We start from the raw sequence: 20,572 nt of genomic DNA on the forward strand, positions 1-20,572 counted from the left end.
CTCAGGTCACCACCCGGTAGCACGGGCGGTAATCGCCGGCGATCTTCATGCGGTGCTGCTGGACGAACGCGCGGAGCAGCGCATCGAGGGCCTGCATCATGTCCGGGTCGCCGTGGATCTCGAAGGGGCCGAATTCCTCGATGCGGCGGATGCCCTCCTCCTTCACGTTGCCCGCGACGATGCCGGAGAACGCGCGCCGCAGGTCGGCCGCGAGCTCGTGCGCCGGGCGGCCCTGGTGCAGGTCGAGCGCGGCCATCGCCTCGTGCGAGGGCACGAAGGGCTGCTGGAAGGCCAGCGGGATGTCGACCGACCAGTTGAAGAAGAACGAGTCGCGGCTCGCGATGCGGTGCTCGCGGACCTTGCGCAGGCCGCGCGCCATGCGCTTGCCGACCTCGGCCGGGTCGCCCACGATGATCTCGTAGCGCGATGTCGCCGCCTCGCCGAGCGTGAGGCGCAGGAACTGGTCGATCTGCTCGAAGTACGGTGCCGAGGCCGTCGGGCCGGTGAGGATCAGCGGGAATGGCAGGCCGGCATTTTCCTCGCGCAGCAGGATGCCGAGCAGGTACAGGATCTCCTCGGCCGTGCCGACGCCGCCCGGGAACACGATGATGCCGTGCGCCATGCGGACGAACGCCTCGAGGCGCTTCTCGATGTCCGGCATGATCACCAGGTGGTTGACGATCGGGTTCGGCGACTCGGCGGCGATGATGCCCGGCTCGGTGATTCCGATGTAGCGCATGCGGCGACGGCGCTGCTTGGCATGCGCGATCGTGGCGCCCTTCATGGGACCCTTCATCGCACCCGGGCCGCAGCCCGTGCAGATGTCGATGCCGCGCAGGCCGAGCTCGTAGCCGACCTGCTTGGTGTAGAGGTACTCGTCGCGATTGATCGAGTGGCCGCCCCAGCAGACGACCAGGTTCGGATCGCCCGGCTGCAGCACGCGTGCATTGCGCAGCAGGCCGAACACAGCGTCCGTGATGCCCTCGCTGCTGTCGAGGTCGCGATTGCAGTGCGGGCCGAGTTCGATCGCCGTGTAGGCGAGGTCGCGCACGACCGCGGCGAGCAGCTCGGCGACGCCCTGGATCAGCTCGCCTTCGACGAAGGCCATGGCCGGCGCCTTGACGAGGTCGATCCGCACGCCCCGGTCCTGCTGCTGCACCTGGATGTCGAAGTCGGGGTATAGCTCGCGCGCGGCGCGCGGGTCGTCGCTCGTGCTGCCGCTGGTGAGCACGGCCAGCGCGCAACGGCGCAGCAGTTCGTGCAGGCCGCCGCTGGAGGCGTCGCGCAGGCGCGCGACCTCCGCGCGGGACAGGATGTCGAGGCCGCCGCGCGGGTAGATGCGCGCATCCACGGTCGGCAGGGTGATCGGGGTGGCGATTTCAGCGGTTACTGCCATTTCTCTGTGTTTCTCTGTCGTTAGTCCCGGGACTCTACCGCGCGGATTCCGCAAAAGAAAACGGCCGGGGCGAGCCCGGCCGTTTCCGTATCGCGTGTCGAGCAGCGGATCAGAACTCGTACTTCAGACCCACCTGGATCGACCACTGCGAGATGCCGTTGGTCTGGCCGTCCGCGTTGGTGGGGATCCCGAGCGAGGTCGTCTGGCCGAACTCCTGGCCGTTCGGACCGTTGCCGCGGTAGCCGTAGACGTACTGGCCCTGGTGGATGCCCACCAGCGTGGCCGCCGCGACGTTGGCATTGAAGCCGTAGTCGACGATGTGGCCCCAGTCCTTGTTGATCAGGTTGCCGACGTTCTGGATGTCCATCCAGATCTTCGACTTGTGACCGCGGAAGAAGCCCGGGAGCTCCTGGCTCACGCGCAGGTCGAACGTGTTCACCCACCCGGCGCGGAACTCGTTCTCCGGCGCGTAGCGGCCGCGGTAGGCCTGCAGCTGCGGCTGGGTTTCGAGCCACGCCCAGAACGCCGCTTCCATCGCCGCGTTCGGGGTGAACGTGCCGTTCGCCGCGATCGAGCCGAACTTGACGTCGCCCGGGCCCTTCGGCACGTAGAACAGGTCGTTGAACGTGCGGTTGTCGCCGTTCGCATCGCCGTTGAAGATGTAGCTGTACGGGCGACCGCTGCGGCCTTCGTAGAACAGGCCGATCTGCGTGGCGTTGTCACCGAAGAACTTGTGCTTCCACTGCAGCACGCCGGTGAAGCGGTCCTTGATCTCGTAGCGCGCCGTACCGACCGTCGGCTCGTTAACGTTGAACGCCAGCTGCGAGCCGAAGCCCGAGCCCGCCGTCGAGCTCGTCAGCGCCGCGACTTCCTCGGCGTTGGTGTACGTGTAGCCCAGCGTCCACGACCAGTCGCTGTCGCGGCTGAAAGGCTTCTCGAGCGACAGGGTCAGCTGCTGGCCACGGCCGTCGCTGGTGTTCTCGAGCAGGTAGACGTCGTTGAAGTAGCTGTTGTTGCCGAAGCGTGCCGGGTTGGCCTGCGTGTTGCCGTTCGCCGCGGCCGGAGCCGCCGTGTTGCCGAACGGACGCGGGCTGTTCGGATTCCAGTACAGCGTGCGGCCGTACGGATCGGTGTAGCCCGGGCCGACGTTGAGCGTGCGGTAGAACAGGCCGTTGCGGACGTCGGTGAGGAGCACCTCGGCCGACGCGACGATGCCGTACCACGGCAGCTCATGATCGAACGCGAGGTTCGCCTTCCACACGGACGGCAGCGCGAAGTCCTCGGCGATCACGTTGACGTTGCGCACGCCCGCGCCACCCGACGGGATCGACGGATTCAGGCCGTTCGCCGTAAACTGCACGCCGTTGTCGCACTGGCCATTGGCCGGGGCGACGTCGACGCAGACGAGGTTCTGGAACGCGACGTAGTTCATGCCCGTGTTGCTGTAGGCATTGCCCACCCACACCTGCGGTGCATCGCCCTGGAACAGGCCGATGCCGCCACGCAGCTGGGTCGGGCGCTCGTAGTCGAACGTGTAGTTGAAGCCGAAGCGCGGCTGGATGACGAACTTGCCGTCATACGTGTTCGTGTTGTCGAGGCCGAAGCCGCCGTTCGGGCAGCTCGCCGGGCCGGTGCCGTTGGCCACGCGCGCCGAAGCGAAGCAGGCGTTGAACGGCGGTGCCGGGTCGGCTTCCGGACGATCACCGCGCACGCCGAGCGTGAGCGTCAGGTTCGGCGTGACGTACCAGGTGTCCTGCACGAACAGGCCGAGGCTCTTGTTCGTGTAGCGCGCCGCGATCGCATCCGGGTTGGTCGGATTGGCCTGCAGGTCGTAGTCGAAGTAGCGACCGTTGATGAGGTTGCTGAAGTTCGACGTGCCGTTCGGCGTGTTCGGAGGCGAGTTCGGAACGTAGAAGCTGTAGTTGCCGTACGCGTCCTGCAGGAAGAAGTTGTAGATCTCGCTGTCGCTGTACTCGGCGCCGAACTTGATGTCGTGGTCGCCGATGGTCCAGGTGGCCGATCCGAAGTAGTTCCAGGTCTCCGTGATCAGCGAGTTGCCGCCCGAGCTGCGCTCGGTGCCGATGCGGATCAGGTCGAGGCCGGCGGTGCTGTTGTTGTTCGTGCCGACGGGGTTGTCATTGCCGTTGACGATGCCGTCGTCGAAGTAGATCTGGATCGTCGGCGCGGTCGTCGGGTTGACGCGGATCGCCGAATAGTCGCGGAAGGAGGCCTTGAACTCCGTCGAGAAGTTGTCGGACCAGTCGCTGAACACCTGGGCGACGTAGCTCTCGACGGTCTTCTCGTGGTTGTACCAGTTCGAGCTCAGCGACAGCGTGCTGGCGCTCGACGCCTCCGGGCGGACGCGGGTCTGCTCGAGCTTGGTGTAGCGGATGTTCGCGCGATGGTCGTCGCTGATGTTCCAGTCGAGCTTGAGGCCGTGCTCCTCAAGCTCCGTATCGCCACCGGCGTTCAGGCTGCCGGCATCGAAGCCCCAGACGTCACGCGCGATGCGCTGCACTTCGGCCACGTCGGCCGCGGAGAAGTCCGCGCCGCTCGCGAGCGGGTTCGTGCCCTGCGTGCCGCCGGCCGGGCCGATGTTGGTCTGGCGCAGCTTCTCGTAGTTCGCGAAGAAGAACAGCTTGTCCTTGACGAGCGGGCCGCCGACGGTCGCGCCGTAGGTCATCTCCTCGGTGAACTCGTCGAACGGCAGGCCGGTGACGTCGAGCGTGCTGCCGGCGATGCGCGCCGGGTAGTCGCCGAACCACTCGCCGTCGCGGTAGCTGCCGTAGACGGAGCCGTGGAACTCGTTGGTGCCCGACTTGGTCACGGCGTTGACGTTCGCACCGGCGGCGCCGGCGATCGTCACGTCGTAGTTCGACAGATCGATGTCGATGGCCTCGATGGCTTCCAGCGAGACCGGCTGGCGCTGGGTCGGCATGTTGTTGCCTTCCAGGCCGAACGTGTCGCTCGCAGAGACGCCGTCGATGGTGATCTTGTTGAAGCGCGGGTTCTGGCCGCCGGCGGAGATGCTGCCCGAGGCCCGATCCGTGAACGCGACGCGCGGATCGGTGCGCATCATGTCCTGGATGTTGCCGTTCATCGACGGCAGCGCTTCGATCGTCTGCTGGTTGACGCTGGTGCCCGAGCCCATCTTCGTGGCGCTGAAGACGCTGGAGCCGCCGGCGACGCCGACGACCGTAACGGTGTCGAGCGTGTCCGAGCCGCCGCCGAGCGCGGCGTCGACCGTGCTGATCTGGTTGAGGTTGAGGTAGACGCCCTCCTCGCGGTCGACGCCGGCGCCGTCCTTGTTCACGACGATGGTGTACGGGCCACCCACGCGCAGGCCGCGCGCGGCGTAACGGCCGCTCGCGTCGGTCACGGCGCGGCTGACGGTGCCGGACTCGACATGCGTGATGGTGACTTCTGCGCCGGCGACCGGTGCGCCCGAGGCATCGGTGACGAGGCCGCCGACACCGGCGGACGTGCTCTGCGCGAAAGCAGGAGCGGCGGCGAGGGCGACGAACAGGCCAAGCGCGAGCTTGGACAGTCGAACGCGATTCGGGTGGGTCATACGAAGGCCTCGATGAGCGGACACGGCAGACGGATAGGCACGACCGGGACTCCCCGCCCCAGCGTGGTTAACATCAGATTAACATGCTATGGCGAATGGATGACAGCGCCATGACACCGGATCTGTTACGGCGGCAGGCGGTCCGACTGAAGTCTTCAGCGCCGGAACCGCGTCACGGACCAGCGGTCCGGAAGTAGGCGCCGAGCCCGTCCAGGAACATCTGGACGGAGATCGCCACGAGCAGCATCCCCATCAGCCGCTCGATCGCGGTCAGCACCCGGCGGCCGAGGAACTTGTAGAGGGCGGTCGCCGAGAACAGGATCGCCGCGGTTGCCGCCCAAGCGATCAGCAGGGCGTAGCTCCACTCGTCCAGTCGTCCCGGCTCGTTGCTGCCCATCAGCATCACGGCCGCCATGCCGGACGGGCCGGCCACGAGGGGGATCGCCATGGGAACGATGAAGGGCTCGCCGTCCGGGATCTCGCCCATCAGCCCTTCCGGCGGCGGGAAGATCATGCGGATGCCGATCAGGAACAACACGATGCCGCCGGCGATGGAGACCGACTCCTGCCGCAGGTGCATCAGCTCCAGCGCGTACTTGCCGCCCCAGAGGAAGGCCATCAGCACGCCGAGGGCGATCAGCAGCTCGCGGGCGAGCACGATGCGCTGGCGCTGCGGCGGCAGAGTGCGCAGCAGGCTCAGGAAGACGGGGATGTTCCCGAGCGGGTCGAGGATCAGGAACAGCAGCAGGGCCGCGGAGGCGATGGTCATGGCGCGGGCACGTCCGGGGTCCAGACCTCGCCGCGTCGCGCCACACCGGCAGGCGAGAGCAGCTCGACCATCGCCGGCGCAAAGGCCGACGGCTCGCGGGCCTGCCGGTCGCCCTCCTCGACCCAGGCACGCGCGCGCAGCGGCGTGCGCATCGGCCCGGGCGCGAGCCCGGCGACGCGGACGGGCCCGTTGGCGAGCTCGCCGTGGAGGATACGCACCACGCCCTCGAGCCCGAACTGGGAGACGCCGTAGCCGCCCCAGTAGGCATGCCCGACCCGCTCCGGGGCATCGAGCGTGAAGACGACGGCCGCATCCGGCGCGCGCGCGAGCAGCGGCAGGGCCGCCTGCGTCAGCCACCAGGGTGCGGTCAGGCCGACGTGCACCGACCGGGCGAACTCGGCGGGATCCGCGTGGACGAGCGGTGTCAGCCCCCGGAACTCGGCCGCGCAGTGCGCGATGCCGTCGAGGCGCCCGAAGCCCTCCTCGATCCGCGCCACGAGGTCCGCGTGGTCGTCCGGCGTGGCGCCCTCGAGGTCCATCGGATAGATCGCGGGTTCCGGCCCGGCCGCGCGCACGCGATCGTAGAGGCGGTTCAGGCGTGGCACCTTGCGCCCGAGCAGCACCACCGTCGCACCCGCATGCGCACAGGCGAGCGCGACCTCGCTGCCGAAGCCGCCGTGCGCGCCCGTCACGAGGACGACGCGGCCGTCGAGCACCCGCCCGGCCGTCACGAGGGCTGCGTCTCGCTGACGATGCGCGCGAGCTCGCCGGACTCCAGCAGCTCGAGCGTGATGTCGCAGCCGCCGATCAGCTCGCCGTGGATGAAGAGCTGCGGGAAGGTCGGCCAGTTTGAGAAGCGCGGCAGGTTCGCCCGCACTTCCGGGTCCTCGAGCACGTTGATGGTGCGCAGCTCCGTCGCGCCCGCCGTGCGTAGCGCCTGCACGGTGCGACTGGAGAAGCCGCACATCGGGAACTGCGGCGTGCCCTTCATGAAGAGCACGACCGGGTGGCGATCGATCTCGGCCTGGATGCGCTCGATCACGTTCATCGCGGGCTCCTGTGCATTGCACCGGCGCGCGGGATCGCGCCGGAGGCGGTGGGGATAGAATGGCGATTGTACGGCCTCGTCCGCCGAACGCCGCGCGCCACCGCTGCCCTCCCCCGCTTTCCAGGAGCCCCCATGGCCATCGAACTGCCGCCCCTCCCGTACGACCGCACCGCCCTCGAGCCGCATATCTCGGGCGAGACGCTCGACTTCCACCACGGTAAGCACCACAAGACCTACGTCGACAACCTCAATAAGATGATCGAGGGGACGGAGTTCGCGGACATGCCGCTGGTCGACATCATCCGCCGCTCGCAGGGCGGGATGTTCAACAACGCGGCGCAGATCTGGAACCACACGTTCTTCTGGAACTGCATGGGCCCCAACGGCGGCGGCGAGCCGACCGGCAAGCTGGCCGACGCGATCAACCTCGCCTTCGGCGACTTCGCCACCTTCAAGGACGAGTTCTCGAAGCTCTGCATCACGACGTTCGGCTCCGGCTGGGGCTGGCTCGTGCAGCGCCCCGACGGCTCGCTCGCGCTGGTGAGCACGCAGAACGCGAACACACCCGTGACCACCGAGGACACCGCGCTGCTCACCTGCGATGTCTGGGAGCATGCCTACTACATCGACTACCGCAATGCCCGCGCGAAGTTCGTGGAGGCGTTCTGGAACGTCGTGAACTGGGACTTCGTGGCCTCGAACATGAAGTGAGCCGCGCGCTCGCGTGTCCGACGAACGGCCGGGGCGACCCGGCCGTTCGTGTTTCGGCCTTCAGGCAAGCCGATGCGCGCGCCCTGGCACGCCGCCATCGATCCCGTCATGCAGGCGTCGCAATGCGCCGCTGCCGCAAGGCCACCCCTCCCCTCGAGGTGCCGTACGGACCGTCACCGCACTCGGAGACGGCCTGCCCCGTCTGGCGGAGCCGTCACTCAGCGCGCTTCGCGCAGCCGCGCGATCACCGGATCGACCTGCCCCTCGCGCCCGAGCGCCGCGCCGACCCTCTGCAATGCGGCAGCGAGCGCCTCGTGCGAGTCCTCGCGGAGCGTGGCATGGCCGACCTTGCGACCCTCGCGCGGCAGCTTGCCGTAGTCGTGCCAATGCCCGCCCGCCTCGTGCAGCACCGCGGCGGCTTCGGGCATCTCACCCACCCAGTTGAGCATGCAGGCCACGCCGCACATGCGCGTGTCACCAAGCGGAAGCCCGAGCACGGCACGCAGGTGGTTTTCGAACTGCGACGTCTCGCTGCCCTCGATCGTCCAGTGGCCGGAATTGTGGACGCGCGGCGCAAGTTCGTTGGCGAGCAGCCCGCCGTCGCGCGCGAACAGCTCGAGTGCGAAGACGCCGACGTAGTCCAGCGCCTCGGCGAGGCGGCGTGCATGGCCGACCGCGAGCGCCTGGGTCGCGTGGTCCACCATCGCGGGCGCCAGGCTCGCCGACAGCACGCCGTCGACGTGCCAGTTCTCCGTGAGCGGCCACGCGCGGAACTCGCCATTGCGCCCGCGCACCGCCACCACCGAAAGTTCGCGGTCGAAGTGCACGAAGCCCTCGAGGATCAGCCCGACGCGCGGCGCCTGTGCACCGAGCGCGGCCCATGCGGTGTCGACGTCGGCCTCGCTGCGCAGACGGAACTGCCCCTTGCCGTCGTAGCCGAGCCGGCGGGTCTTGAGGATGCACGGCGTGCCGATGGCCGCGACGGCCGCACGCAGCTCGTCGAGGCTGTCGACCGCCGCGAACGGTGGCACCGGGATGCCCAGCTCGCGGAAGAGCGTCTTCTCGGCGAGGCGGTCCTGCGCGGTACCGAGCGCACGTGGATTGGGGAACACCGCGACGCGCCCGCTCAGCCAGCGCGCGGACTCGGCGGGCACGTTCTCGAAATCGAAGGTGGCCACGTCGACGCGCGAGGCGAACTCGGCGAGCGCCGCCTCGTCGCGATAGTCGCCGACGACCATTGGCGCGAACTGCCCCGCGCAGGCATCGGCGACATTGTCCATCACCAGGAAGCGCAGCCCGAGCGGTGCGCCCGCCAGGGCCATCATGCGGGCGAGCTGGCCGCCTCCGAGGATGCCGACGGTGGTCATCGGCGCGGGTCGTCGCTGGCCATCACGTCGGCGGTCTGCTTCTCGCGGAACGACTCCAGCGCGGCGCCGACCTCCGGCAGCTCGCGCGCGAGCATCGCCGCGGCGAACAGGCCGGCATTCGCCGCGCCTGCCGCGCCGATCGCGAAGGTGGCGACGGGGATGCCGGCCGGCATCTGCACGATCGAAAGCAGCGAGTCGAGGCCGTTGAGCGCACGGCTCTGCACCGGCACGCCCAGGACGGGCACCGCCGTCTTCGACGCGAGCATGCCCGGCAGGTGCGCCGCGCCGCCGGCGCCCGCGATAATCGCGCGCAGCCCGCGCGAGGCGGCGGTGGCGGCGTAGTCGAAGAGCACATCGGGCGTGCGGTGCGCGGAGACCACGCGTACCTCGTGCGGCACGCCGAGCGCCTCGAGCCGGTCCGCTGCGGGCTTCATCGTCTCCCAGTCGGAACGCGAGCCCATCACGATGCCGATCAGGGGTGGGGCCGACGGAGTCGCTGACATGGTCCTGCCTCGGGGCAAAGACGTATTCTAATCGGCCCGCCCGCCGACGCCGACCATGGACCGCAAACTGCTCGACCTGCTGGCCTGCCCCGTCACGCGCCAGCCGCTGCAGATCCTCGACGGCACGCGCCTGCGCGCGCTCAACGATGCCATCGCCGCCGGCCACGCGCGCCGTGGCGACGGCCAGCCGCAGGCGCAGGCCGTCGACGCCGCGCTCGCCACGGCCGATGGCCGCTGGATCTACCGGATCGACGACGGCATCCCGGTGCTGCTCGCCGAAGAGGCGATCGACGGCGCCGCCTTCGCCGCGCAGCCGTGATCCCGCTGCCGCCCGCGGAGAGCATCGACGCCGACGTGCGTCGCGCGCTCGACGAGGATATCGGCAGCGGCGACGTCACCGCTGCCCTGCTTCCCGACATCGCCGACACCGCCTACCTGCTCTGCAAGGAAGCCGCCATCGTCTGCGGCCGGCCGTGGTTCGACCGCTGCCACCAGGCGCTCGATCCCGACGTGCAGATCGACTGGCACGTCGACGAAGGCGCGCGGGTTCCCGCGGGCACCCTGCTCGCCACCCTTCGCGGCCGGGCGCGCGCCCTGGTCACGGCCGAGCGGGCGTCGCTCAACTTCATGCAGACGCTGTCGGCGACAGCGACCGTCACCGCCGCCTACGTCGATGCGGTGCGCGGCACGCGCGCGCGCATCCTCGACACGCGCAAGACGATCCCCGGCCTGCGCCAGGCGCAGAAGTACGCGGTGCGCGTCGGCGGCGGTTCCAACCACCGCTTCGGGCTTTTCGACGCGGTGATGCTCAAGGAGAACCACATCCGCGCGGCGGGCTCGATCGCGCGCGCCGTCGCGGCGTCGCGCGTGCGCCATGCGGGCGTACCGGTCATCGTCGAGGTCGAATCGATCGAGCAGCTGCGCGAGGCGCTCGACACGGGCTGCGACCGCATCCTGATCGACGATTTCGATGCGCAGATGCGCCGCGAGGCCGTGCGCGTCGCGAACGGGCGTATCCCGCTCGAGGTGTCGGGCGGCGTCGATCTCGCCACGCTCCGCGCCATCGCCGAGGACGGCGTCGACTGCATCTCGATCGGCGCACTGACCAAGCACGTGCGCGCGATCGATCTCTCGCTCAAGCTGGGGCGCAAGCCGGGCTAGAGCGCACCGCGGCGCGGTCCTGCTGCCGGCGCGACGGTCGGGCCGTGCAGAGGTTCGGCGGCTATTGCGTTCGACGCTGCGCTGGCGGCATTCGCGCGCGGAGGATTGGGCTCGGCAATGTGGATGTGTACCGACAGCGGAGGCTCCGCATCGCAATCCGGCTCGTGCGGTCGCACGCGGCGCAGCGATGACGATGCGCGACAGCGAATCACCCACTCGCTCCGCGATTCGCCGCAGTGGGGCGTTGTCCGCCGGGTACTCGCTTCGACATCGGCGACGGTCGGCGTCGCAAGCGCCCGACGATCCGGTTAGAGCGCGAGCACCATCGCACCCGCGAGCAGCACGATGCCGACCACCAGCCCCCACATCAGGCGCGGATCGAAGCGCACGCGCGGGGCCTCGGCCGCGGCCTCGTTGCCCTCTTCCGACAACGCGGTCGCGACGATGCGGAAGCGCAGCGTGTCGAAGCCGATCTCGTCGCCCGCCTTGGCCTCGGCGCGCAGCACGCGCTTGCCGTTGAGGAACGTTCCGTTCGTGGAGCCGAGGTCCTCGACCTGCACCCCGGCGTCGGTCGGGATCAGGCGCGCGTGGTTGCGCGAGATGCCGTTCTCGTCGAGATGCAGCGACGATTCCGGCGCCCGTCCGACGGTCATCGCGGTCGGCAGCGCGAAGCTGCGGCCGAACAGCGGGCCGGATACCGCGCGCAGCATGAACTTCGGCAATGCGGGGCGGACGGTCGTCGCAAACATGTCGTCGTTCGCGGATGCCGCTACGCCACCGCGACCACCCGCACGTGCCGCGGCGACGTTCTCCATCGCCGCGAGCCGTGCTTCGAAGCGGTCGAACGCGACGCGGTCACCGTCACGCAGTGCGATCAGGCCGTTGACCTGTGCGCCGTTGACGTAGACGGCGGCGTCGGCGGGCACGTCGAGCATCACGCCGCCGGGCGTGACGTGCAGCTGCGCATGGCGCGGCTGGACCCCGGGGCGGTCGAGGACGATGTTCGCATCCGGGGCCGAGCCGACGCTGTTCACGCCAGGCTGCAGCACCACCTGCGGATGTTCACCGCCTGGAAAAACCAGCTTCATCGCACGCCCCCTGTCGGCCTGCCGGCCTTGTCCGCGGCCGTTGGAGCCCGCACAGTAGCAAAATGCCGACCGTGATCGTATTGATGGTCGTCGCGGCTCTGGCCGCGGCGTTCTGGAATTCAGCGCGTGCCGCCGCCGAGCGCGCCGGGGTGCTGGGTCGTGATGCCTGCCGCGCCGCCGGCGTGCAGTGGCTCGACCAGAGCGTGCACGCCACCGGCCTGCGCCTGTGCCGCCTGGAGAGCGGTCGGCTGGGCTGGGAGCGCACGTTCCGCTTCGACTACTCGCACGACGGGCTGGACCGGCACTCGGGCCGCCTCGTGCTGCGCGGCGATCGCCTCGTCGGTTTCAGCGGGCCGGTGACGCCGGCGCCCGTCGTTTTCGAGCGGAATACGTCTATTTGACGATGCGCAGGTGGCCGCCGCGCCGGGGCGGCGGCGGCGCGTCGCCACCGTCGTCCGGCGGCGTGTCGTCCGCGGAGCCGGGGACGAGCTCGAGGCCGGGCACGGTCGCCTCGTCGAGCAGTTCCGTGGCGTCGTCCGCTTCGCCCGCATCGGGCGGCAGCGCCATGCCCTGCCCGTTCTCGCGCGCGTAGATCGCAAGCACCGCACCGACCGGCACGTGGACTGCGTGGCTCACGCCGCCGAAGCGGGCGCTGAAGCGGATCGAGTCGTTCGTCATCTCGAGCCCGGCCACGGCCCGCTGGGCCACGTTGAGCACGATGCGTCCGTCCTTGACCGCATGGCGCGGAACCTGGACGCCGGGCCGCGACGCGTCGACCAGCAGGTGTGGCGTGAGCGCGTTGTCGGCGATCCACTCGTACAGCGCCCGCAGCAGGTACGGACGGTGGCTGGTCATCGGAATCTCGTCACTCATGCGCCGCAGTTTAAGCCACGCAGGGCGACCGGGCTGCGCCGGATCGCCGTCGACGCGCCGCCCCGCGCGCATCCGGTCGCGCATCGCGAAGGATCACGCCTTCACTGCACCGGCGCCCGAAGCGACGAACCCGCCTCGCGGCGGGTCCGGGATCAGGCCGGCAGGTCGCGCAGCTTGCGCTCCTGCTCGGTAAGGCTCCGGGCAAAACCGGGATTGCGGAAGATCCGATTGCCGTAGTCCTCGATGACCTTGCCGTCCTTGGGCAGCGGAACGCCGAGCGCCGGCAGGCGCCAGATGATCGGCGCCATCGCGCAGTCGGCGAGGCTCATCTCGGGGTTCAGGAAGAACTTGCTCGCCTTGAACAGCGGGACCGAGGCGGTCAGCAGTTCCTTGAGGCGCTTGCGCCCGGCCTCCTGCTGGGCGCGGTTGCCGAGCTGGATGGCCTGCACCTGCGGCACCCAGTCGTGCTCGAGCCGAAGCATCGCCAGGCGCAGGCGCGCACGCGACAGCGGGTCGACCGGCATCAAGGGCGGGTGCGGATAGCGCTCGTCCAGGTACTCGCTGACGACGCTCGCCGCATAGAGCACGAGGTCGCGCTCGACGAGCGTCGGGACCGACTGGTACGGGTTCAGGTCGACGAGGTCCTCGGGCGGATTCTGCGCATCCACCGGGATCAGGTCGTACGTCACGCCCTTCGCCGCGAGCACGAGGCGCACGCGGTGGCACAGGACGCAATCGTTGGAAGAAAACAGGGTCAGGGTATTACGCATGCGTGGACTCGCCGCCATCGTCGACCTCACGCGACCGGAAACCGCCGGCCGCAAGGCGCCGCCCACCCCGTGCGGGCGGTCGCCAGCGGTCTCGAGCGTTCGACGGGACGTCCCGGCACCCCTGCTCCGGGACATCGATCGTCGACGTCAATGCTCCACGTCGCGCCAGTATTCCTGCTTCAGCAACCAGGCGAGGAACGTGAGCAGAGCCAGGAACAGGATGACCCAGACGCCGATCGACTGGCGCTTGAGCGCAGCGGGTTCGCCGGCGTACTCGAGAAAGGTAGTGATATCACGTGCCGCACGGTCGAAGCCCTCGGCGTCGAGCGTGCCGGGCTGCGAGACCTTGAGGCCCGTGACCGGGCGCTCGCCCGTCTGTGCATTCGCCTTGCCGTACTCGGGATGCTGCAGGCCCTGCAGCTCCCAGAGTGGGTTCGGCATCGAGACGTTCGGGAACAGCGTGTTGTTCCAGCCGACCGGACGCGACTCGTCGAGATAGAACGACTTGAGGTAGGTATAGACCCAGTCGCTGCCGCGCACGCGCGAGATCAGGCTCAGGTCCGGCGGCGCCTTGCCGAACCACTGCTCGGCGTGGTTCGCCGGCATCGGCGACTGCACCGTCTCGCCGAACTTCGCGCCGGTGAAGTTGAGGTTCTTCATGACCTCGTCCTCGGTCAGGCCGAGGTCTTCGCCGATGCGCGAGTAGCGCATGTACTTGAGCGAGTGGCAGCCCGCGCAGTAGTTCATGTAGAGCTGCGCGCCGCGCTGCAGCGACGCCCGGTCACCGATGTCGGTGCCCGAGGCCTGCAGGTTGCCGCCGCCGGCGGCAGCGGCCTGGAAGGAGACGACGGCCCCCAGGAGCAGCGTCGCGAGCGAGAGCAGTGCACGCATCTTCAGAAACCCGGCTGGCTTGGTGGAGGTGGACGGTCGCAGGGCCATATCAGTCATGCGTCGTCACCCGCTCGGGCACCGGCTTGGTCCTGTCGATGCGCGTCCACACCGGCATCGTGATGAAGAACATGAAGTAGAGGAACGTCAGCACGCGGCCGATGATCGTCTCGGTCGGGTCGGTGCCCGGGCCGGCGCCGATCTTGCCGAGCCACAGGAAGCTGATCGCCAGCACGCCGAGCATGATCTTCGAGATCAGGCCGCGGTAGCGGTACGAGCGGACCGGGCTCTTGTCGAGCCACGGCACCAGGAACAGCATGATGATCGCGCCGAACATCACCAGCACGCCCGAAAGCTTGTGCGGGATGACGCGGAGCATCGCGTAGTACGGGGTGAAGTACCACGTCGGCTTGATGTGCTCGGGCGTCACCAGGCGGTTGGCCTCGGTGAAGTTGTCGTGCTCGAGGAACCAGCCGCCGGCGGTCGGCTCGAAGAAAATGATGAAGGCGGCGAGCAGCAGGAAGAAGCCGACGCCCACCATGTCCTTGACGGTGTAGTACGGATGGAAGGGGATGCCGTCCTTGGGCGCCGTCGGCGACCAGCGGTTGCCCTTCGGGCCGTACTTGATGTCGATGCCATCGGGATTGTTCGAGCCGACCTCGTGCAGCGCGCCGAGGTGCAGCACGACCAGAAGCAGCAGCACCAGTGGCAGCGCGATCACGTGCAGCGCGAAGAACCGGTTGAGCGTCGCGTCGCCGGGCAGGTAGTCGCCCATGATCCATTCGGTCAGGCCGTTGCCGATGACCGGGATCGCGCCGAACAGCGAGATGATGACCTTCGCGCCCCAGAACGACATCTGGCCCCACGGCAGTACGTAGCCCATGAAGGCTTCGGCCATCAGCACGAGATAGATGACCATGCCCAGCAGCCACACGAGCTCGCGCGGCTTGCGATACGAGCCGTACATCAGGCCGCGGAACATGTGCAGGTAGACGACGACGAAGAACAGCGAGGCGCCGGTCGAGTGCATGTAGCGGATCAGCCAGCCCCACTCCACGTCGCGCATGATGTACTCGACCGATGCGAAGGCTTCCGCCGCGCTGGTCTTGAAGTGCATCGTGAGGAAGATGCCGGTGACGATCTGGTTCACCAGAACCAGCAACGCCAGCGATCCGAAGTAGTACCAGACGTTGAAGTTCTTCGGCGCGAAGTACTCCGACATGTGCTTCTTGTACGCGACGTTCGCGTTCGGGGCACGGTCGTTGAACCAGTTCACCAGGCCCGTGACGAGGCCCTTGCCGATGTTGTTCGGCGCCGACTTCTGGTCGTTGCTCATGGCCATGTCAGGCGGCTCCCTGCGGATCGACGCCGATCACGATGGTCGTGTCGTTTTCGAAGTAGTGCGGCGGCACGACGAGGTTCGTCGGCGCCGGGACGCCCTGGAACACGCGGCCGGACATGTCGAAGCGCGACTTGTGGCACGGGCAAAAGTAGCCGCCCTTCCATTCCGGATCGAACGGCTCGGGGCGGATCTCCGCCTTCATCTCGGGGGCGCAGCCCAGGTGCGTGCACAGGCCCACGAGCACCGACACTTCCGGCTTGAGCGAGCGGAACTCGGGGTTCTGCTTAAGCACGTAGGCCGGCTGCTGGTCCGGATTCTCGGACTTGGGGTCGCGCAGGTTCGCGTCGAGCGTCGGCAGCACCTTCAGGATCGCCTGCGAGCGCCGCACGATCCAGATCGGCTGGCCGCGCCACTCGAGCACCAGGCGCTGGCCTTCGCCGAGGCCGCTGATGTCGGCCGTGACCGGCGCACCGGCCAGCTTGGCGCGAGCGCTCGGGTTCCACGACTTGATGAAAGGCACCGCGGCGAAGCCGGCACCGACTGCGCCCACCACCGCGGTGGTGGCGGTCAGGAACCGACGCCGGCCCGTGTTGATGGGCTCGTTGACCCCTTCGTTGGCCATCCGGCACTCCGAAAACTGTTCGACGTGGGCCGCGCCGCGCGGGCGCGCGGTGCGGCTGAAAAAGACGCGGAAGTGTAACGGAATGGTGAAGCGGCCGACAATCGCCGGCGTGCCGGGATCAGCGGCTGACGGTCTGCGCGCGGTAGCGGTCGGCCAGAAGCGCGACGCGTTGCACGTAACGCTGGGTCTCGTTGTACGGGGGGACGCCCCGGTACTTGTCGACGGCGCCCTCGCCCGCGTTGTAGCCGGCGGCCGCGAGGGTCAGGTTGCCGTTGAAGCGCTTGAGCAGCCAGGCGAGGTACTGGACGCCGCCGTCGATGTTCTGCACGGGGTCGAAGGCGTTGCGGACGCCGAAGCGGCGCGCCGTCGCCGGCATCAGCTGCATGAGGCCTTGGGCGCCGACACGCGAGAGGGCATTCGGGTTGTAGGCCGACTCGGCATGGATGATGGCCCGGACGATCGCCTCGTCGACGCCGTGGCGGGAGGCGGCGGCCGCGATCTCCTGCCGGTAGGCGTCCTTCAGGCGGATGGTGCCGAAATTGACGCCCGGCTTGGCCGCGCAGGCGAAGCAGGACTCCATGTAGCTGAAGCGGATCGTGCGGACGGCGCCCGCATGGGCGACGCCGGCCGGCCGGCGGCTCGAGTAATGCCGCACGCCGTCCTTCATGTAGGAATAGACCTGCCCCTGCACGAGCCGGGGAGCACCGGCCGTGCCTGACGACACGGGTACCGGCTTCGCGGGCGCCGCCGCGGACGCGGCAGCAGGCGTGGACCCAAAGCTGACTGGCGCAACGCTGCCCGACGCCGGCGACCCGGCGACCGAGGCCGACGCGGTGACGGAGCCCGCGGAGGCGGGGGCGGCGACGACCGTAGACGGTGCGGAGGCCTTGCCGCCGCGCGCGGTGTAGCGGCTGACGACCTGACAGGCTGCGCCCGGGATGCGCTTGCTGGAGTAGCTGCGCCCGTTGGCACCGTCGCAGCGGTAGACCGTGCCCGCGGCAGCCGAGCCTGCGGAGGCGAGGCCCGCGAGCGCCAGGAGAACCGTGATCGTCTTCATGGGACCATCATTCCCCGTTCCCGGATTTTTCACAACCCCTTGATCCGACTCGAATTGTTTATCTGCGGACGCGGTCACTCGGCCTGTTGCAGCGCGGTAAGATGAGCGGCCGGCCCGGACTAACCGCCGCCAGAACCCGGAACTTCCATGACGACCCTGCTCCTCCCGGAGGCCCCCGCGGCCGGTCCGGCCGACCCCGCACCGCGCGGAAAGCTTTTCATCGAGACCCACGGTTGCCAGATGAACGAGTACGACTCGGCGAAGATGGCCGACGTTCTCGCCGCAGCGCAAGGCCTCGAGATCACGACGGACCCGGCCCAGGCCGACGTCATCCTGGTCAACACCTGCTCGATCCGCGAGAAGGCGCAGGAGAAGGTCTTCAGCCAGCTCGGTCGCTGGCGGGCCCTCAAGCAGGGCGGCAAGCCGGTACTGATCGGCGTTGGCGGCTGCGTGGCGAGCCAGGAGGGCGAGGCGATCGTCAAGCGCGCCCCGTTCGTCGACCTCGTCTTCGGACCCCAGACCCTGCACCGCCTGCCCCAGCTGATCGAGGCCCGCCGCGAAACCGGGAGGCCGCAGGTCGACATCTCGTTCCCGGAGATCGAGAAGTTCGACCGCCTGCCCGAGCCGCGCGCCGACGGACCGAGCGCGTTCGTCTCGATCATGGAGGGCTGCTCGAAGTACTGCTCGTTCTGCGTGGTGCCCTACACGCGCGGCGAGGAGGTCAGCCGGCCGTTCGAGGACGTACTGGTCGAGGTGGCGCAGCTGGCCGCGCAGGGCGTTCGGGAGATCAACCTGCTCGGGCAGAACGTCAATGCCTACCGCGGACCGTACGGCGACGGCGAGATCGCCGACCTGGGGCTGCTGATCCGCACGATCGCCGAGATCGACGGCGTCGACCGCATCCGCTTCACCACCTCGCACCCGCTGGAGTTCTCGGACTCGCTGGTGGAGGCCTATCGCGACGTCCCGCAGCTGGCGAACTACCTGCACCTGCCGGTGCAGTCCGGTTCCGACCGCATCCTCGCGGCCATGAAGCGGGGCTACACGGCGATCGAGTTCAAGCAGAAGATCCGCAAGCTGCGCGCGGTACGGCCGGACATCTCGATCTCGTCGGACTTCATCGTCGGCTTCCCGGGCGAGACCGACGCGGACTTCGAAAAGACGATGAGGCTGATCGAGGACGTGGGCTTCGACCAGTCGTTCTCCTTCATCTACTCGCGCCGCCCGGGCACGCCGGCGTCGAACCTCGAGGACGACGTGTCGAGCGAGGTCAAGCACGCGCGCCTGTCGCGCCTGCAGGCCACGATCAACGAGAATGCCAAGCGCATCTCCGAGTCGATGGTAGGCTCGGTGCAGCGCGTGCTCGTCGAGGGCCCGTCGCGCAAGGACCCGGCGGAGCTGACCGGCAAGACCGAGAACATGCGGTCGGTGAACTTCCCCGCCCCGCCACGGCTGATCGGCCAGTTCGTCGACGTGGTGATCACCGGGGCGATGTCGAATTCGCTGCGGGGACGGGTCGCGACGCAAGGCGGCACGGACTGACGCTTCGGCGAGCCGCGCGACGCCGCGACTCGCGTCGCGACTTCGTGGCTTGGTGCGAGCGGCCGAGGGCACATGGCGCGCCGCGCCACCGATGTCGCACGCCGCCGGCTGCGGAATGCGCGGTGTCGCGGCGTCAGCGCCGCGCTTCGTACACCGGTCGGCCGTCGACGTAGGTCGCGCGCACCGTGAGCTCGCGGAGCTTTGCCGGCGCGATCGCGAGCGGGTCTTCCGCGAGCACGACGAAATCGGCCTGCTTGCCGGCCTCCAGGCTGCCGATGCGGGCCTCGTCGACGCCGGCGTAGGCCGCGTCCAGCGTGAAGCCGCGCAGCGCCTCGAAAGCCGTCAGCAACTCCTCCGGGTGCCAGCCACCGGCCGGCGCGCCGTCGAGGTCGGCGCGGGTGGTCGCGGCATACAGGCCCAGCCGCGGATCGACGCTCTCGACCGGGAAGTCCGAGCCGAGCGCGAGCCGCGTGCCCGCGTCGCGCAGGCGGCGCCAGGCGTAGGCACCGTAGATGCGTGCGGGCCCGAGGCGCTGCTCCGCCCATGGCATGTCGCTGGTGGCGTGGGTCGGCTGCATCGAGGCGATCACGCCAAGCTGCGCGAGCCTTGGCAGGTCCTGCGGCGCGAGCACCTGCGCATGCTCGATGCGCCACCGGTGGTCGGCCGTGCCGGTGCCGAGCGCGCGGGCGTAGGTGTCGAGCACCACGCGATTGCCGCGGTCGCCGATCGCGTGCGTATTGACCTGCACGCCGCAGCCGCGGGCGCGGTCGACGATCGCCTGCAGCGCGGCGGGCTCGTGGATCAGCAGGCCGCTCGTGTGCGGCGCGTCGCTGTACGGCTCGATGAGCGCGGCGCCTCGGCTGCCGAGCGCGCCGTCGACGTAGAGCTTGACCGCGCGCATCTGCAGGCGTCCGCCGGGATGCCGGTAGAGGCCGCTGCGGCAGAGCTCGGCGAGCGCGCGCGAGTCGCCGTCGGCCATCGCGGTGATGCGGATCGGCATGCGCCCCGCGTCGGCGAGCCTGCGGTAGCGCGCGAGGTTCTCCAGCGAGACGCCCGCGTCGTGCACGCCGGTCAGCCCGTGCCGGACCGCCTCCTGCATGCCGAGCACGAGCGCGCGCTCGGCGGTGGCATCGTCGAGCGGCGGCACCACGTCCTCGACGAGTGCCATCGCGGCATCGACGAAGACGCCGGTCGGCCGGCCGGCACCGTCGCGCAGGACCTCGCCGCCGGCGGGCTGCCACGTGCCTGCGAGATCACGCTTCACCGCGCGCAGTGCAGCGGTGTTCGCCCATGCAGCGTGGCCGTCGATGCGGCGCAGCCAGACCGGGCGATCGGGGAAGGCGGCGTCGAGGTCCGCGGCGGTCGGGAACTGGGCCTCGGGCCAGTCGTTCTGGTCCCAGCCGCGGCCGGTGAGCCAGGCGCCGGCCGGGAGATCACGGGCGAACGAACGAAGGCGCTCGACGACCTCGCCCTTGCTGCGCGTGCCGACGAGATCGGCGCGCAGCTTCGTCAGGCCGAGGTTGGCCACGTGACCGTGCGCGTCGATCAGGCCAGGCACGAGCGTGGCGTCGCCGAGGTCACGCCGCGCGGCATTCGGATAGCGATGGAGCAGCGCGTCGCGAGTGCCGACCGCGAGGATCCGACCGTCGGCGTCGTCGAAGGCGATCGCCTCGGCGCGCGGGTTCGACGCATCCATCGTGTGGATGCGCGCCGCGGTCACCAGCGTCACGCCCGCGCTCGCGATGCCCGCTGCGGCGAGCCCGAACAGTCCCACGATCCAGCGCATCGCCATCGGTCGGCATCCATCGGAAGGAGCCGGGACTTTGCGAAAACCGGCCGCCGCGCGCAAGCTCACGCGCCGTCA

General features: G+C 69.2%; 20 protein-coding genes. 5 read left to right on the top strand and 15 right to left on the bottom strand.

Annotated elements, in window-relative coordinates; all coding sequences use genetic code 11:
• Position 1: 1 nt before the first annotated feature.
• From ppnN to grxD, 5 genes are all read right to left on the bottom strand, one after another.
• A complete protein-coding gene (ppnN, locus tag ACYVJJ_RS13445; protein WP_460834292.1) occupies positions 2-1,396 on the bottom strand; it encodes a nucleotide 5'-monophosphate nucleosidase PpnN in 1,395 nt (464 codons plus the stop codon).
• Between the two features lie 109 nt (positions 1,397-1,505).
• Entirely contained in the window at positions 1,506-4,967 is a 3,462-nt protein-coding gene (locus ACYVJJ_RS13450) for a TonB-dependent receptor (protein ID WP_460834294.1), read from the bottom strand.
• A gap of 172 nt (positions 4,968-5,139) precedes the next feature.
• Positions 5,140-5,736 (bottom strand): YhgN family NAAT transporter, encoded by a 597-nt coding sequence (locus tag ACYVJJ_RS13455; RefSeq protein ID WP_460834296.1) that lies wholly within the window; start codon positions 5,734-5,736, stop codon positions 5,140-5,142.
• On the bottom strand, positions 5,733-6,467 hold the full coding sequence (locus ACYVJJ_RS13460; protein WP_460834297.1) for an SDR family NAD(P)-dependent oxidoreductase: 735 nt from the start codon (positions 6,465-6,467) through the stop codon (positions 5,733-5,735). Before ACYVJJ_RS13460 ends, ACYVJJ_RS13455 begins: the two co-directional genes overlap by 4 nt.
• On the bottom strand, positions 6,464-6,784 hold the full coding sequence (gene grxD / locus ACYVJJ_RS13465; RefSeq protein WP_460834298.1) for a Grx4 family monothiol glutaredoxin: 321 nt from the start codon (positions 6,782-6,784) through the stop codon (positions 6,464-6,466). The genes ACYVJJ_RS13460 and grxD overlap by 4 nt, the downstream gene beginning before the upstream one ends.
• A 132-nt stretch (positions 6,785-6,916) precedes the next feature.
• Here grxD and ACYVJJ_RS13470 point away from each other — a divergent pair, with 132 nt between their 5' ends.
• On the top strand, positions 6,917-7,495 hold the full coding sequence (locus ACYVJJ_RS13470) for a superoxide dismutase (RefSeq protein WP_460834300.1): 579 nt from the start codon (positions 6,917-6,919) through the stop codon (positions 7,493-7,495).
• Positions 7,496-7,713: 218 nt separating this feature from the next.
• Here ACYVJJ_RS13470 and ACYVJJ_RS13475 read toward each other — a convergent pair whose 3' ends face one another.
• Positions 7,714-8,862, bottom strand: a complete 1,149-nt coding sequence (locus ACYVJJ_RS13475) for a 5-(carboxyamino)imidazole ribonucleotide synthase (protein ID WP_460834301.1) — start codon at positions 8,860-8,862, stop codon at positions 7,714-7,716.
• Positions 8,859-9,365: a 5-(carboxyamino)imidazole ribonucleotide mutase gene (gene purE, locus ACYVJJ_RS13480; RefSeq protein ID WP_460834302.1), complete on the bottom strand. Its 507-nt coding sequence runs from the start codon at positions 9,363-9,365 to the stop codon at positions 8,859-8,861. The genes ACYVJJ_RS13475 and purE overlap by 4 nt, the downstream gene beginning before the upstream one ends.
• 55 nt (positions 9,366-9,420) lie before the next feature.
• On the opposite strand from purE, the gene ACYVJJ_RS13485 reads away from it, so the two are divergent.
• Together ACYVJJ_RS13485 and nadC are read left to right on the top strand one after the other, a co-directional pair.
• Positions 9,421-9,684 (top strand): Trm112 family protein, encoded by a 264-nt coding sequence (locus ACYVJJ_RS13485; protein ID WP_460834304.1) that lies wholly within the window; start codon positions 9,421-9,423, stop codon positions 9,682-9,684.
• On the top strand, positions 9,681-10,526 hold the full coding sequence (gene nadC, locus ACYVJJ_RS13490) for a carboxylating nicotinate-nucleotide diphosphorylase (protein WP_460834305.1): 846 nt from the start codon (positions 9,681-9,683) through the stop codon (positions 10,524-10,526). Before ACYVJJ_RS13485 ends, nadC begins: the two co-directional genes overlap by 4 nt.
• Positions 10,527-10,834: 308 nt before the next feature.
• Here the strand turns inward: nadC and ACYVJJ_RS13495 are convergent, their stop codons facing one another.
• On the bottom strand, positions 10,835-11,614 hold the full coding sequence (locus tag ACYVJJ_RS13495) for an FHA domain-containing protein (protein WP_460834307.1): 780 nt from the start codon (positions 11,612-11,614) through the stop codon (positions 10,835-10,837).
• A gap of 62 nt (positions 11,615-11,676) precedes the next feature.
• On the opposite strand from ACYVJJ_RS13495, the gene ACYVJJ_RS13500 reads away from it, so the two are divergent.
• Positions 11,677-12,015 (top strand): DUF3301 domain-containing protein, encoded by a 339-nt coding sequence (locus ACYVJJ_RS13500; RefSeq protein ID WP_460834309.1) that lies wholly within the window; start codon positions 11,677-11,679, stop codon positions 12,013-12,015.
• Here ACYVJJ_RS13500 and ACYVJJ_RS13505 read toward each other — a convergent pair.
• From ACYVJJ_RS13505 to ACYVJJ_RS13530, 6 genes are all read right to left on the bottom strand, one after another.
• Positions 12,008-12,487: a ClpXP protease specificity-enhancing factor gene (locus tag ACYVJJ_RS13505; protein ID WP_460834310.1), complete on the bottom strand. Its 480-nt coding sequence runs from the start codon at positions 12,485-12,487 to the stop codon at positions 12,008-12,010. The genes ACYVJJ_RS13500 and ACYVJJ_RS13505 overlap by 8 nt on opposite strands.
• A gap of 152 nt (positions 12,488-12,639) precedes the next feature.
• Complete coding sequence (locus tag ACYVJJ_RS13510) at positions 12,640-13,275, bottom strand: glutathione S-transferase N-terminal domain-containing protein (RefSeq protein WP_460834311.1); 636 nt, start codon at positions 13,273-13,275, stop codon at positions 12,640-12,642.
• Positions 13,276-13,404: 129 nt separating this feature from the next.
• A complete protein-coding gene (locus tag ACYVJJ_RS13515; RefSeq protein WP_460834697.1) occupies positions 13,405-14,148 on the bottom strand; it encodes a cytochrome c1 in 744 nt (247 codons plus the stop codon).
• A gap of 49 nt (positions 14,149-14,197) precedes the next feature.
• Positions 14,198-15,487: a cytochrome b gene (locus ACYVJJ_RS13520; RefSeq protein WP_460834312.1), complete on the bottom strand. Its 1,290-nt coding sequence runs from the start codon at positions 15,485-15,487 to the stop codon at positions 14,198-14,200.
• A 1-nt stretch (position 15,488) separates the two neighbouring features.
• The gene (gene petA / locus ACYVJJ_RS13525) at positions 15,489-16,109 is read right to left on the bottom strand and encodes a ubiquinol-cytochrome c reductase iron-sulfur subunit (protein ID WP_460834314.1); all 621 of its coding nucleotides are present in this window, start codon (positions 16,107-16,109) and stop codon (positions 15,489-15,491) included.
• 118 nt (positions 16,110-16,227) lie between these two features.
• A complete protein-coding gene (locus tag ACYVJJ_RS13530) occupies positions 16,228-17,166 on the bottom strand; it encodes a lytic transglycosylase domain-containing protein (protein WP_460834315.1) in 939 nt (312 codons plus the stop codon).
• 147 nt (positions 17,167-17,313) lie between these two features.
• On the opposite strand from ACYVJJ_RS13530, the gene miaB reads away from it, so the two are divergent.
• Entirely contained in the window at positions 17,314-18,708 is a 1,395-nt protein-coding gene (gene miaB / locus ACYVJJ_RS13535) for a tRNA (N6-isopentenyl adenosine(37)-C2)-methylthiotransferase MiaB (protein WP_460834317.1), read from the top strand.
• Between the two features lie 133 nt (positions 18,709-18,841).
• Here miaB and ACYVJJ_RS13540 read toward each other — a convergent pair whose 3' ends face one another.
• Positions 18,842-20,500: an amidohydrolase gene (locus ACYVJJ_RS13540; protein ID WP_460834318.1), complete on the bottom strand. Its 1,659-nt coding sequence runs from the start codon at positions 20,498-20,500 to the stop codon at positions 18,842-18,844.
• Positions 20,501-20,572 lie beyond the last annotated feature (72 nt).

This window comes from Lysobacter humi (ex Lee et al. 2017) (assembly GCF_054781815.1).